Annotated in this window: 14 protein-coding genes and 1 other annotated feature; of the genes, 6 read left to right on the forward strand and 8 right to left on the reverse strand. The window is 51.0% G+C overall.

All coding sequences use genetic code 11. The features are described from left to right. Window positions 1-103: 103 nt before the first annotated feature. From AC0Z7K_RS13185 to AC0Z7K_RS13200, 4 genes are all read right to left on the reverse strand, one after another. Window positions 104-298, reverse strand: coding sequence for a hypothetical protein (locus AC0Z7K_RS13185; RefSeq protein ID WP_485614758.1), 195 nt, complete (start codon window positions 296-298; stop codon window positions 104-106). Between the two features lie 112 nt (window positions 299-410). Continuing rightward, entirely contained in the window at window positions 411-2,240 is a 1,830-nt protein-coding gene (locus tag AC0Z7K_RS13190; RefSeq protein ID WP_485614760.1) for a replication endonuclease, read from the reverse strand. A 198-nt stretch (window positions 2,241-2,438) separates the two neighbouring features. Then, window positions 2,439-2,660, reverse strand: a complete 222-nt coding sequence (locus AC0Z7K_RS13195; RefSeq protein ID WP_485614761.1) for a TraR/DksA C4-type zinc finger protein — start codon at window positions 2,658-2,660, stop codon at window positions 2,439-2,441. Beyond that, window positions 2,644-2,934 carry a hypothetical protein gene (locus AC0Z7K_RS13200; RefSeq protein WP_485614763.1) on the reverse strand — a complete coding sequence of 97 codons (291 nt, stop codon included), beginning with the start codon at window positions 2,932-2,934 and terminating at the stop codon, window positions 2,644-2,646. The genes AC0Z7K_RS13195 and AC0Z7K_RS13200 overlap by 17 nt, the downstream gene beginning before the upstream one ends. Window positions 2,935-3,103: 169 nt before the next feature. Here AC0Z7K_RS13200 and AC0Z7K_RS13205 point away from each other — a divergent pair, with 169 nt between their 5' ends. The 3 genes from AC0Z7K_RS13205 to tyrA all read left to right on the forward strand — a co-directional run bounded on the left by AC0Z7K_RS13205 (window position 3,104) and on the right by tyrA (window position 6,209). Continuing rightward, window positions 3,104-3,694: a phage repressor protein CI gene (locus tag AC0Z7K_RS13205; RefSeq protein WP_485614764.1), complete on the forward strand. Its 591-nt coding sequence runs from the start codon at window positions 3,104-3,106 to the stop codon at window positions 3,692-3,694. A gap of 310 nt (window positions 3,695-4,004) precedes the next feature. Beyond that, the gene (locus AC0Z7K_RS13210; RefSeq protein WP_112169417.1) at window positions 4,005-5,081 is read left to right on the forward strand and encodes a 3-deoxy-7-phosphoheptulonate synthase; all 1,077 of its coding nucleotides are present in this window, start codon (window positions 4,005-4,007) and stop codon (window positions 5,079-5,081) included. A 6-nt stretch (window positions 5,082-5,087) separates the two neighbouring features. Continuing rightward, window positions 5,088-6,209 carry a bifunctional chorismate mutase/prephenate dehydrogenase gene (gene tyrA / locus AC0Z7K_RS13215; protein ID WP_413530451.1) on the forward strand — a complete coding sequence of 374 codons (1,122 nt, stop codon included), beginning with the start codon at window positions 5,088-5,090 and terminating at the stop codon, window positions 6,207-6,209. Window positions 6,210-6,272: 63 nt separating this feature from the next. Here the strand turns inward: tyrA and pheA are convergent, their stop codons facing one another. The 4 genes from pheA to bamD form a co-directional block, all read right to left on the reverse strand. Then, window positions 6,273-7,427 carry a bifunctional chorismate mutase/prephenate dehydratase gene (gene pheA, locus AC0Z7K_RS13220; protein WP_112169421.1) on the reverse strand — a complete coding sequence of 385 codons (1,155 nt, stop codon included), beginning with the start codon at window positions 7,425-7,427 and terminating at the stop codon, window positions 6,273-6,275. 53 nt (window positions 7,428-7,480) lie between these two features. Next, window positions 7,481-7,605: a sequence feature (Phe leader region), on the reverse strand. Then, a complete protein-coding gene (locus AC0Z7K_RS13225) occupies window positions 7,557-7,604 on the reverse strand; it encodes a hypothetical protein (protein ID WP_369794779.1) in 48 nt (15 codons plus the stop codon). Its footprint overlaps the feature before it by 48 nt. Before the next feature lie 134 nt (window positions 7,606-7,739). Next, complete coding sequence (gene raiA / locus AC0Z7K_RS13230) at window positions 7,740-8,084, reverse strand: ribosome-associated translation inhibitor RaiA (protein ID WP_112169423.1); 345 nt, start codon at window positions 8,082-8,084, stop codon at window positions 7,740-7,742. Between the two features lie 334 nt (window positions 8,085-8,418). Then, on the reverse strand, window positions 8,419-9,153 hold the full coding sequence (gene bamD, locus AC0Z7K_RS13235; protein WP_112169424.1) for an outer membrane protein assembly factor BamD: 735 nt from the start codon (window positions 9,151-9,153) through the stop codon (window positions 8,419-8,421). Between the two features lie 130 nt (window positions 9,154-9,283). On the opposite strand from bamD, the gene rluD reads away from it, so the two are divergent. The 3 genes from rluD (at window position 9,284) to clpB (ending at window position 13,702) form a co-directional block, all read left to right on the forward strand. After that, window positions 9,284-10,261, forward strand: a complete 978-nt coding sequence (rluD, locus tag AC0Z7K_RS13240) for a 23S rRNA pseudouridine(1911/1915/1917) synthase RluD (RefSeq protein WP_413530453.1) — start codon at window positions 9,284-9,286, stop codon at window positions 10,259-10,261. Beyond that, window positions 10,261-10,998 (forward strand): purine nucleoside phosphorylase YfiH, encoded by a 738-nt coding sequence (yfiH, locus tag AC0Z7K_RS13245; RefSeq protein ID WP_485614768.1) that lies wholly within the window; start codon window positions 10,261-10,263, stop codon window positions 10,996-10,998. The genes rluD and yfiH overlap by 1 nt, the downstream gene beginning before the upstream one ends. Window positions 10,999-11,128: 130 nt before the next feature. Beyond that, the gene (clpB, locus tag AC0Z7K_RS13250; RefSeq protein ID WP_112169430.1) at window positions 11,129-13,702 is read left to right on the forward strand and encodes an ATP-dependent chaperone ClpB; all 2,574 of its coding nucleotides are present in this window, start codon (window positions 11,129-11,131) and stop codon (window positions 13,700-13,702) included. Window positions 13,703-13,920 lie beyond the last annotated feature (218 nt).

Here is a 13,920-nt window from a genome sequence, read left to right on the forward strand (position 1 = left end):
GGAAAGGGGAAAACAGGGAAAATGGCGGGGCGCTTAGTCCGGCCTGAGCTGGGAAAGGTAAGCGCCGGGTATGTTGACTAACACCGCCGGTCATATCTGGCGATCAGTGGGCGTCGTCAGTGCTGCCATTGTAATAGAGCTCATCGTGATGTTCCCCGGTCAGCGCCTGGCTGGCCAGCTCTGAAATCAGAGACATTACGACAAGAAATTCTTGTGGATTACATTGCGCCGTCTGCGAAATGTCCGCGATCAGCTGTATCCTGGACAACGTTAGCTCTTGTTTAGTCAGGTTTTCCATTTTCTCCCCTCGCCAGATACTGTGTTTATATACAGTATTCTTTAATTGATCTAATACGTCAACACTCCGGGCGTTTTAAAATTTATAATGCATTGAATTATTGGGGTAATTTTTATTGGTCCGGTTTTTGAATGATTTCCATGTCCTGATGACGGATTGCAGATCCACAGTTATTGCCAGAACTCCAAGGTGGGTAAAAGGCAGGGATTTTCAGCGATTTTTCCTGAGGCGGGAGCCGGTGACGGACGATGCGCCAGCTTTCGGTATGCGTTAGAAATATCCGCGATGCACCGAGATGCGGAGCATATATTCCGACGACTTTTTGCCGGGGTTCATCGTAGGCGTTGAGCTCTTTACTCAACTCCCGTGCGACCCGAACCGTTTGCTCTTTGCGCCCGATATGAATCCCACCCTGCGCCTGAATATATCCGGCGTAATCGCCGTTATCAGCAGCGAAGCGTACGGCTTCGACCCGTGCACCAAACTGACCAGCGAGGCAAACATTGCGGATTCGACGGCATTCGCGGTAAGCGCCGACGGAGGGAATACCGATGGCGTGAAACTGTGGGATCCGCCATGTGGATGCCCAGGCCGTGACCGCGGTGGCGACATCAGTCAGCGGACGACCGGAATCAAAATCGGTTTCTCCTTCCAGCGCATAACCATCGATATTTTTAGCCACATATTTGGCGATGTATCCGGCTGCACCTCCGCGGTTGAGTGGCTTGTAATTGAAGCGTGACTCCGCGGCGCCGGGTTCATCCGCATCTTCTTCCAGCGCGTATTTGCGCATAATGTCGATGACTTTCTGTTGTTGCTCCGGCGGCGTAAACAGCATCATGTGCCAGTGCGGCGTGCCGTCGTGATGCGGCTCAACCACCCGTACACCGTATACTTTGAGGTGACGATCTTTTAACGTGGTGCGGATTTTCGCCCAGACGGCGACCAGATAGCGTTGGGCATCTTTTGGGGTAAACGCGTGAGTATTCCATTTCTGATTAAACAGCGGGGCTGAATGCGCGCCGGTCGTTTTCAGCGGATGATATTTTGACGGCGTGGTCAGGGTGATGAACAGCCCGCGATCCTGTTGCAGGTCAGCCACATCCTCAACCCCGGCAATGAGCGTCATTAACTCCATACGGCGAAGTTTAGGATTCGACACGCTGGCCAAAACGGTGCTCAGCAGGCTCAGCCTTTCACCGGAACCGACGTTCTCTATATCGCATTGCTTGAGATAATTTAGTGCGGATAAACGGCGGGAGACCACGTCACGGATGGCGCTTTTACTGGCATAGGGTGACGTTGCCCGGCTTACGTAACCGCAGGCGATCATCAGTGCCTCCCGCCAAAGACGCTGCTGCGCACGTAGTTGCTTTTCCCACCACTCCTCCCTGACCAGCCGGGAAATACTGGCAACGGCGGCGTGTGCGGTCATCCGTCCTTTTTGAAATGCGCGCCAGTAAAGCGGGGTTACGTGACAGGCACGGGCCATCGCCGCCAGATGGTTGTAGATCTCGCTCTGGATGTGATCACTGAGCAGGATGTCCGGGTTTGCTGGCGAGTTTTTCAGCCATTCATTGCAGTGATGTTCATACGCTTCCTGAAAATTCGTCGCCAGCTGGTTCGCCAGACGTTTGAGCTTTTGGTCATCCAGATCGGGCAGGTGGTTAAACGTTTCCTCCTCGCCAAGTAGCTTTTGCGAAGTCTGCCGGCAATAGTGATGGCGCGAATTTACCCGCTGAATGCGCGGCCACAGGCGTTGCATGAACACCGTCATCAGGAAATGAAAGGCGGCACGCACGCCTTTGGTTTCCAGTAAAAACTGATAACGCTGCTGGAGCGGCGTGCGAAGGCAACGCGGAAGCCGGTGGATTAAGGAAAGCGCAGTCTGCTGGCGCTGGCAGAAATCGCGGGTCAGTGGTTTTTCGAGGGGGTTTTCCATTGCAATTCGCGGAGCATTCCACCACCAGGCGCCTGTAAAAGGTTTGCCCGCAGCCCGTTGAAAAGCTGGCGGTGGGGAAGGGGCGATCCTTCCTCGGATATTATCTGGCATAAGTGTGATCCCACAATTTAGCTAATAGAATTCCATTCCCAAAATTAATGAATTCAGGAGGTGTCGCGAATAAAATAAGTGGATGAATTAAATGGATCGATAGTTTCTGCGTTTTATTTCATTTATTTCCTGACATTCAATACAACGCTGAACGCCGGGTATAATTTTTCGTCTGGGCTCAGGGATCGCCATTTCGCAGTCTTCACAAAAGTGTGCTGAAGCGCTGCGCGGAGCGGTGATCGCGTGAGCTATCTGCTCTTGCAGCATCCTCAACTGGTGTTCTTGTGATTCATCAATCCAGTCTGCCATTGGTAAATTCTCCTCGTAGTGATGATGAAAAATGGCGTAGCGATAATAACGCCTGAATAATTTTTAACTGTTCATCAGACGTCAGTTCAGAATAAGTCAGATAAATATGATGGCGTTTCAAACCGGCGTGAAAACATAATGTGGTTTTCCATTTATCCGGAGCATAATCATAAATGTCCTCAACCTTATTTCTCTTTTCAGAGAAGTAGATTTCTTTTAAATGTGCGATATGGCGTAAACCCGCCTGACGCTGCTGCTCTGATCCTAAAAACATTGCCTCTCCTCATTTCCTGACTTCAGGTTATTCGTGAGATTTCTTACTGATCCTCCCCCTGCGCCGTAAATTTGGTATCATGACGGGGTTCGGTACATTACATAAACAATCTAAACTTGCATTTGCGAGTTGTCAAGTTGGTATTTACAAGCTCAGGGGTTTTCGCCAGATGCAATTAGATGAACTCGAAGGTGGGAAAGCCGTTCTGTCGCGTATGCTTCAGGCGTACGGCTTTAGCATGCAGAAAGAGCTGGGTGATCTGTATGGTTTATCTTCTGGAACGATAAGTACCTGGGTGAGAAGGAATTATTTCCCCGGTGATGTGGTCGTGGCCTGTGCGCTGGATACCGGTGTTTCACTGCGCTGGCTGGCAACCGGCAAAGGGACAATGCAGGATACGGTCTCTGCCGTTGCTCCGGCAGTTGAAGGCGTTCATCAGCTTAAAAAGTTGAGATTACGCGGCGGAGCGCTGGAAGAAGAAGGCGTCTGGGCGGTGGATCCTTCTCTGCTGGACGGATCGCTGGCTGAACCGGCCTACGTGGTGAAAGGTAATCATTCGTGGATTATCGATTTGGGCAGCACCCATCCGGGTAATGGCCGCTGGTTGCTGGACATTGACGGTGATGTCGACGTTTATGATGTGGCGCGCATTCCCGGTAATCGTCTGAAAGTGACGCGTCAGGACAGCTATTTCGAATGCAGTGTCGATGACGTTTCTGCGCTCGGCCAGGTCTTTATGACATTGGATCGCAACCTGTAATTTTTTTCCCTCAGCATCGTTACGTCGCTGAGGGATGTCTCCTATTCGCTTTTAATTCTCTTTTCATTTCTTTCTCTCTCTACTCTTATTTTTATCTCTCCCTCGAAGAAATCTTCTCTGTAACTCTGGCGGTACACCGTGTTCATCTTCATAGAACTTAATGTAAACTTAAATTTCCACTTAGCCTTGAGTTACCGTAATTTGGTAATGTTAAGTTTACAACTAAGGCTTGATAACTTTACGGGCTGTGGTAATGTTGTCCGCAGATGCCCACGTGGCTGCCCATTTTCCTGAATAGCGAATCACCATCATGCAAAAAGACGCCCTCAATAATGTACATATCAGTGCCGAACAAATTCTTATCACGCCGGAAGAATTGAAAAACCGTTTTCCGCTGAGCGTGAGTGATGAAACCAGCATTGCCGAAGCACGTAAAACCATCGCCGATATCGTGCATGGCCGTGATCCGCGTCTGCTGGTGGTGTGCGGTCCTTGTTCAATCCACGATCTGGATGCTGCGCTGGAATATGCGCGTCATCTGAAAACGCTGGCTGCTGAGCTGAGCGATCGTCTGTACATCGTGATGCGCGTTTACTTCGAAAAACCGCGTACCACCGTGGGCTGGAAAGGGCTGATTAACGATCCACACATGGACGGCACATTTGATGTGGAAGCCGGTTTGCACATTGCGCGTAACCTGTTGCTGCAACTGGTCGGCATGGGTCTGCCGCTGGCTACGGAAGCGCTGGATCCGAACAGTCCGCAATACTTAGGCGATCTGTTCAGCTGGTCAGCCATTGGTGCGCGTACCACCGAGTCGCAGACTCACCGCGAAATGGCGTCTGGATTATCCATGCCGGTTGGTTTCAAAAACGGCACCGATGGCAGTCTGGGCACGGCGATCAACGCCATGCGTGCTGCGGAAATGGCGCACCGTTTCGTGGGGATCAATCAGGCTGGCCAGGTGTGTCTGTTGCAGACTCAGGGTAACCCGGATGGTCATGTGATTCTTCGCGGCGGCAAAACGCCAAACTACAGCGCACAAGACGTTCAGCTGTGCGAAAAACAGATGAGCGATGCGGGACTCCATCCTTCCTTGATGATAGATTGCAGTCACGGCAACTCAAACAAAGACTACCGTCGCCAGACCATTGTGGCTCAGTCAGTGATTGATCAGATTAAGGCCGGGAACCGCTCAATCACCGGCCTGATGCTGGAAAGTCATCTGAACGAAGGCAGCCAGTCCTCTGAGCAACCGCGTTCAGAAATGAAATACGGTGTGTCGGTAACCGACGCCTGCATTAACTGGGAAACCACAGAAACCCTGCTGCGTACTATGCATCAGGAGCTGGGCGACGCGCTGGCGGCACGAATCGCAGGAGAGTAAGTTTTTATGGTGGCAGAACTTAACGCGTTGCGCGATCAGATCGACGACGTAGATAAAGCGTTGTTAGATCTCTTATCACGGCGTCTGGCGCTGGTGGCAGAAGTCGGGGAAGTCAAAAGCCGTTATGGTTTGCCGATTTATGTGCCTGAACGTGAAGCCGCGATGCTGGCTTCACGTCGTCAGGAAGCGCAGAACCTTGGTGTTCCGCCGGATTTGATCGAAGACGTATTGCGCCGCGTGATGCGTGAGTCCTACTCAAGCGAAAACGACAAAGGCTTTAAAACGCTTCATCCTGCGCTGCGTCCGGTGGTGATTATCGGTGGTCGCGGTCAGATGGGACGTTTGTTTACCCGTTTGCTGGAACTGTCTGGCTATCAGGTCAACGTCCTCGAACAGGAAGACTGGCCGCAGGCTGAAACCTTACTGGCCAACGCCGGTATGGTGATTGTCAGCGTGCCGATCCACCTGACCGAGGAAGTCATTGCGCGCCTGCCGAAATTACCGGATGACTGTATTCTGGTTGATCTGGCGTCAGTGAAAAATCGTCCGCTTCAGGCGATGCTTGCGGTGCATGAAGGGCCGGTTCTTGGCCTGCATCCGATGTTTGGCCCGGATGTCAGCAGCCTGGCAAAGCAGGTCGTGGTGTATTGCGACGGTCGTGAACCGCAGGCGTACCAGTGGTTGCTCGAACAGTTACAAGTCTGGGGCGCGCGCTTACACAAAATTAGCGCCGTCGAGCACGATCAAAATATGGCATTCATTCAGGCACTGCGTCACTTTGCGACCTTTGCTTACGGTCTGCATCTGTGCGAAGAGAATGTGCAGATCGAGCAGTTGCTGGCGCTGTCATCGCCGATTTATCGTCTTGAACTGGCGATGGTCGGGAGGTTATTCGCTCAGGATCCGCAGCTTTATGCAGACATAATTATGTCTTCAGAAAGTAATCTGGCGCTGATCAAACGCTATTATCAGCGTTTTGGTGATGCGCTGGCACTGTTGGAGAAGGGTGACAAACAGGCATTTATCGATAAATTCAGAAAGGTTGAGAGCTGGTTTGGCGATTATGCGCCTCGATTCCTGAAGGAAAGTGGTGCGTTACTCAGACAGGCGAACGACAATCGTAAGTGAGTTGTGCTGAAGGGTTCTACGAGAAGGGCGTTGCATCGTGCAGCGCCCTTTTTATTTGGAAAACTACAAATCGACGGAAACGACGTTTTCGCTTGGATAACAGCCCAAAACTTTCAGAGAGCGGGTGATCGGCGCCAGATCCTTCAGCGCTTTTTTCATCTCTTCCGAACGCAGATTGGCCTGCACATCGATATAAAACATTTCTTCCCATGGATTGCCGTTGATCGGACGGGATTCCAGCTTAGTCATGATGATGCCCTGTTCGCGCAACACCAGCAGCGCATTCACCAGCGCACCGGCCTGTTGCCCGGTCGCCATGATCAATGTGGTTTTAGCCGGTACCTGATCGGTGACTTCAATCGCTTTACGCGCCAGCACGATGAAGCGGGTGATATTTTCCTGCTGATTAGCCAGATTATGTTCCAGCACCTGCAAGTGATAAAGCGCACCGCCAGCCTCGCTGCCAAGGGCGGCAACGTGCGGGGAGTTGGCGGCTGCCACTTTTTCCATCGCGGCGGCAGTGCTTTCGCAGTATTCAATTTTCCAGTGCGGGAAACGATTAATGAACTGACTGCATTGCTGGAATGGTTGCGGATGGCTGTACACTGTCTGGATCTGCGAGAGGTCAGTATCAGTTCCCACCAGTACGCAGTGATTGATCGGATTCGTCAGCTCGCCGACGATAGAAAGGCTGGTGTGTTGCAGCAAATCGTACACGTCATTGATCGAACCTGAACTGGTATTTTCAATCGGCAGAACAGCGTAGTCGGCTTGTCCGGTTTCCACCTGAGAGAAAATGTCCTGAAATTTCTGGCAACCGCATTCGATGAATTGTTCGAAATGGCGGGCGGCAAACTGGCGGGCTGCAAGGTGGGAGTAAGAACCTTTAGGACCGAGAAAAGCAATGCGGGCAGAGTCAGAATTGGTTTTGTTGAGATGTTGCTGAAGCAGTGCCTGCTGGGTTAAGACGGAGTCTTCGATGATCAGCTGATAAACGCGGGTGATGTAATGTCCGTCCAGTCCCTGCTTTTTCCCTTCCACTATCAGCGAGTTAATCAGTTCTTTTTCACGTTCTTTATCGCGGATGGGCCGGTGAGTGTGCATTTTGGATTGCGCGACTTCTGTTGCCAGTGTGCGACGTTCTGCCAGTAACGCCAGCAGTTTCAGATCCAGCGCACTGATGCGTTCGCGCAGTGCCAGCAATGAGTTCTCGGTCATGTTAGTACCCTTTTGATGTTCTTTCTTTCAGTAAATTCGTGTGAAACGCAGGCATAAAAAAAGCCCCCTTTTCAGGAGGCTTTGTTGTTCGTCTTCGCATTCATTCTTTCGCGACGAAACGCCTCCCAATCAGGGGAAGGTAAAAAAGAATGCGAAGAAAAACAGACGGGTATTCATGTAGTCGTAATGTCCTTAAACGTGAGCGGAGCCTTAAAGTAACCGCAGGCTTTTCCCTGTGTCAATAAGATTTCCTTTGGGCACAAAAAACGCGCTCACTGGAGCGCGTTATTAACGGTCATTTCGACAACCTGGTTATTCCTCTTCTTCCTCCACCGGTTCCAGGTTCAGTTCTTTAACGCCGGACTCTGCACGGCGAGCTTCACCTTTGTGTTGCGCTTTATTGAGCTGACGTTCAAGTTTCGCGGTCATCTCGTTAATAGCGGCATACATATCATCATGGGTGGCACTGGCAATCAGCTGGCCGTTTGGCGTGCTGATCGTCGCATCGGCGACAAATCCCTGTGGTTCTTTCGACAGAACAATGTGCGGGTTAATTAACTGAGTTTGCCATTTTTCCAGTTTTTTCAGACGGCCTTCGATGTGGTCACGAATAGCGGCAGTGATGTCCATTTGCTTGCTGGTAATGTTGACTGTCATATAATTTACCTCTCTTCTTTCCGTCTCCGATGAATCCAACATACCAGCCTTTTTTATGAATTGCGTCCCCTGTATCGCGGTTTTTTGTCACTTTTTGTCAACTCAGACGATTCTGTGACTCAGAATAATTTATGGCGGTAAATGCCTTGAGACTTACAGCGGGATGAAGCATGATTGATAAGATCGGTGCCGTACTTCCTCTTTGGTATCAATCACTTTTTGCTCGTTTTTTAATCCCTTCTGTTTCTCTTGCTTAACTCATCTCATCAATGCCAAAAAAAGAACAAAAAAAACGGCAGCCTGAGCTACCGTTTTTGTGTTCGGACATTTGAAATTATGCAGCGCTATTGGCGGCAATAATTTTCGCAACTTTATCAGCCTGGTTGTTCAGCTGAAGTTCGCGATAGGCACTTTCCATCAACGGCAGCGCTTCGTGCGTTGCATGCGCATCCGGATAATCTTTCAGCATTTGCTCTACACGGTTAACGACAGCGACGTAAGCACCACGTTTAGTGTAGTATTGCACCACTGACAGCTCGTATTTCGCCAGACGCTCTTTCAAGAATACCAAACGCTTAGTCGCATCAGTCGCGTACTGGCTGTTTGGATATGCGTGGATCAGCTGGCTGAAATCACGGAAGGCCGCACGTGCATGCTGCGGATCGCGGTCAGAACGATCAACACCGAAGAATCCTTGCAATGCACTGTCATCCAACGCCATATCCGTTAAACCACGCATATACATGACGTAGTCGATATTTGGATGGGTAGGATTGAGACGCATAAAGCGATCAATTGAGGCCTGAGCCATTGGCAAGTCAGCAGACTTGTAATAGGCATAAATCAGATCTAACTGAACTTGCTGCGAGTAAGGCCCAAATGGATAGCGGTTATCCAACGCTTCTAATTGCGCAATCGCGCCTTTAAAGTTACCGTCCTGCAGCTTTTGCTGGGCAGTGGCATAAAGGACGTTAGGCGGGTTATCGGGAACCGTTTCTTTGGAACTGGAGCAACCGACCAGCGCCAGGCTCAACGTGGCTGCTGCCACCAGATATTTCACACGCGTCATGACGTTTTGATTATCCTCAGGTGTTATTCTGGGAGACTGTCCGTTAAGCTCCCGACAAAGACCAGCTACAATAGCACATTATTTTAAACGGCATCGCCGTGAAAACCCAACGTTAACCAAGAAGCTGCATATGGCACAACAAGTACAACTCACCGCAACGGTGGCCGAATCTCAACTCGGTCAACGGTTAGATCAGGCTTTGGCCGAATTGTTCCCTGATTATTCCAGATCTCGCATAAAAGATTGGATCCTGGACGACCGGGTCACGGTCAACGGCAAAAAAGTGACCAAACCTAAAGAAAAAGTGTTGGGTGGCGAGGCTATCGCAATCGATGCGCAAATTGAAGAAGAAGCGCGCTGGCTGCCACAAGATATCCCTTTAGATATCGTCTATGAAGATAGCGATATTTTAGTCATCAATAAACCCCGCGATCTGGTTGTTCACCCAGGCGCAGGAAATCCTGACGGTACGGTACTGAATGCGTTACTGCATTATTACCCTGAAATCATGGACGTTCCGCGCTGCGGCATCGTTCACCGTCTCGATAAAGATACCACCGGTCTGATGGTTGTCGCTAAATCGGTTCCTGCGCAAACGCATCTGGTAATGGCTCTTCAGGCTCGCGAAATTACCCGCGAATACGAAGCTGTGGCCATTGGTACAATGACGGCAGGCGGCACGGTGAATGAGCCGATTGCGCGTCATTCCACCAAACGTACGCACATGGCCGTTCATCCGATGGGTAAACCAGCGACCACGCATTACCGCATCATGGAGCATTTCCGTGCCCATACGCGTCTGCGTCTGCGTCTCGAATCGGGTCGTACCCACCAGATTCGTGTGCACATGGCTCACGTTAACCATCCGTTGTTAGGCGACCAGCTTTATGGCGGCCGTCCGCGTTTGCCGAAAGGGGCTTCCGAAGCGTTCATCAATACGCTGCGCGGATTCGATCGTCAGGCGTTACACGCGACCATGCTTCGTCTTTATCATCCAGTCACCGGTATTCAGATGGAATGGCATGCCCCGCTTCCTCAGGATATGGTTGACCTGATAACTGCGCTGAAAGCAGATACCGAAGAGTTCAAGGACCAGATGAACTGGTAATGAGCGCGCTTATCAGGCCTCAGTGGCCACAACCGGCTTCGGTTCGGTCATGCGCAACAACCCGTAAAGGAGGCATCAGTTTGCCTCCTTTCGGTTTCCTCAATGTTGGCAACCATGTCGGGGATAATCCGCAACACGTAGCAGCCAACCGCCAGCGACTGATTGCGCTGGGTGGTTTACCCGCAGCGCCGCATTGGCTCGAACAGGTTCACGGCACCGATGTTGCCCGACTCACTTCACTTACTCCCGTTAAACCCACCCTGATTGCTGATGCTGCCTATACCTGTGAGCCTGGGGTAGTTTGTGCGGCGATGACGGCAGACTGCCTGCCCGTGCTGTTTTGTAGCCGTGCAGGGGATGAAGTGGCGGCGGCGCATGCGGGCTGGCGTGGATTGTGTGCGGGTGTACTGGAAAATACCCTGGCGTGCTTCAGGGCAAATCCGGGTGATGTCATTGCATGGCTCGGTCCGGCAATTGGTCCGTCGCATTTTGAAGTGGGCGCCGAGGTTCGTGAAGCCTTTATTGCCGTGGATCCTGAATCCTCTTGCGCTTTTGTTCCGGCCGGAACGAAATTCATGGCCGATATCTTTCAGCTTGCCCGTTTGCGCTTGCAATCTGCGGGTGTAAGCGCCATCTACGGCGGTGAATATTGCACCGTATCTGACAATAGCAAATTTTACTCTTACCGACGCGACGGAATCACCGGACGGCTGGCAAGTTTAATTTGGCTGAGATAACCTGTCTAATCAAGACGATCCATCGCGCATCACTGTTGCTCTCCTAATATACTGACAAGATAACCTTGAAAACGTGAGGGTTGACCTCATCTAATCTCCAGTAGCAATTTTGTTCAGTATTGGAGGTGTTATGCGTCTGGATCGTCTTACCAGTAAATTCCAGCTTGCCCTCGCGGATGCTCAGTCTCTCGCGCTTGGGCGCGACAATCAATTTATCGAACCTGTCCACCTGATGAGCGCTTTACTCACTCAGGAAGGCGGAACCGTGCGCCCTTTATTAACAGCAGCCGGGGTTGATACCCAGAAACTGCGCACGGATGTTGATCAGGCTTTGGGGCGTTTGCCGCAAGTTGAAGGAACCGGCGGAGATGTTCAACCATCCCATGAGCTGGTTCGTGTTTTAAATCTTTGTGACAAACTGGCACAGCAACGTGCCGATACTTTTATTTCGTCAGAACTCTTTGTTCTGGCAGTGATGAAAGACCGCGGCTCATTAACAGATGTGTTAAAAGCCAGCGGCGCAACGGCCGAGAAGATTACTGCGGCTATCGATCAAATGCGTGGAGGTGAGAAAGTGGATGACCAGAATGCCGAAGACCAACGTCAGGCATTGAAAAAATTCACTATCGATCTGACCGAACGTGCCGAGCAGGGCAAACTGGATCCGGTCATCGGTCGTGATGAAGAAATTCGACGGACAATTCAGGTGCTGCAACGCCGTACCAAAAATAACCCGGTACTGATTGGTGAACCGGGTGTCGGTAAAACGGCAATCGCAGAGGGTTTGGCGCAGCGCATAATCAATGGTGAAGTGCCTGAAGGGCTAAAAAACAAACGCGTATTGTCATTAGACATGGGCGCGCTGGTGGCCGGGGCGAAATATCGTGGCGAATTCGAAGAACGCTTGAAAGGCCTGTTAAACGATCTGGCGAAACAGGAAGGTAACGTCATCCTGTTCATCGACGAATTGCACACGATGGTGGGCGCAGGTAAAGCCGACGGTGCGATGGATGCCGGGAACATGCTGAAGCCAGCGTTGGCGCGTGGTGAACTTCACTGCGTTGGTGCGACGACCTTAAACGAATATCGTCAGTATATAGAAAAGGACGCCGCGTTAGAGCGTCGTTTTCAGAAAGTGTTTGTCGCCGAGCCTTCTGTTGAAGACACCATCGCCATTTTGCGTGGGCTGAAAGAGCGTTACGAACTGCATCATCATGTACAGATTACTGACCCGGCAATCGTAGCGGCCGCGACCTTATCGCACCGTTATATTTCCGATCGTCAGTTACCGGATAAAGCAATCGACCTTATCGATGAAGCGGCGTCCAGTATCCGTATGCAGATGGACTCGAAACCGGAATCTCTCGATCGCCTCGAGCGCCGTATCATTCAGCTCAAGCTGGAACAACAGGCGCTGAAGAAAGAGTCTGATGATGCCAGCGTGAAACGTCTCGAGATGCTGGAAACAGAGCTCAACCAGAAAGAGCGTGAATACTCTGAACTGGAAGAAGAGTGGAAAGCCGAGAAAGCGTCACTGACCGGTACGCAGAATATTAAAGCGGAACTGGAGCAGGCGAAAATCACGCTTGAGCAGGCGCGTCGCGTTGGCGACCTGGGGCGTATGTCAGAATTGCAGTATGGGAAAATTCCTGAGCTGGAAAAACAACTGGCCGCAGCGACGCAGGCTGAAGGCAAAACCATGAAACTGCTGCGTAACCGCGTAACAGATGTGGAAATTGCCGATGTGCTGGCGCGCTGGACGGGCATACCAGTGGCCCGCATGCTGGAAAGCGAGCGAGAGAAACTGCTGCGTATGGAAGAGGAACTGCATAGCCGGGTTATCGGTCAGAACGAAGCGGTGGAAGCGGTATCAAATGCGATCCGCCGCAGCCGTGCAGGGTTGTCGGATCCGAATCGCCCGATTGGCTCGTTCCTTTTCCTCGGCCCGACCGGTGTGGGTAAAACCGAGTTGTGCAAAGCGCTGGCGACATTCCTGTTCAACAGCGATGACGCGATGGTGCGTATCGATATGTCAGAGTTTATGGAGAAACATTCAGTTTCTCGTCTGGTCGGTGCGCCTCCGGGTTATGTGGGTTATGAAGAAGGCGGGTATCTGACTGAAGCTGTGCGTCGCCGTCCTTATTCCGTCATCTTATTAGATGAAGTGGAAAAGGCGCATCCGGATGTCTTCAACATCTTATTGCAGGTATTGGATGACGGACGATTAACCGACGGACAGGGCAGAACAGTCGACTTCCGTAATACAGTGGTGATCATGACCTCTAACCTGGGCTCTGACATTATTCAGCAACACTTTGGTGAAGCGACCTATGCGCAGATGAAAGAGTCAGTAATGGAAGTAGTGACACACAGCTTCCGACCGGAATTCATCAACCGTATAGATGAGGTTGTGGTATTCCATCCGCTGGCTCATGCGCATATCAAGCATATCGCGCAGATCCAGTTACAGCGTTTATACAAACGTTTGGAAGAGCACGGCTATACAGCAACGCTGACCGATGCGGCGCTGGAGCTGCTTGGCAATACAGGATTCGATCCTGTTTATGGTGCGCGTCCGTTGAAACGTGCCATCCAGCAGCAAATTGAGAACCCGCTGGCCCAGCAAATTTTGTCGGGTAAGCTGATTCCAGGTAAGCCAATTACGGTTGATGTGGAAGATGATCACATTGTCGCAAGACAATAACGGTAAGGCGTAAAGTACAAAACGGGCTCCAAAGCAGTTTGGAGCCCGTTTTTTATGCGCTTTTTGAACGCAAATAAAGCGTTTGATGTATTTATGAACGGTCGGTAAATAATTTGCAATAAACCCTTGCGGCCTGCTCAGAACTCCCTATAATGCCGCTCCATCGACAGGGAACAACGTGAACAACATCACGAAGTAACCGGGTCGGGAAAGATTAA

This window comes from Rahnella sp. 1L-D-7-B-C2, assembly GCF_057290995.1.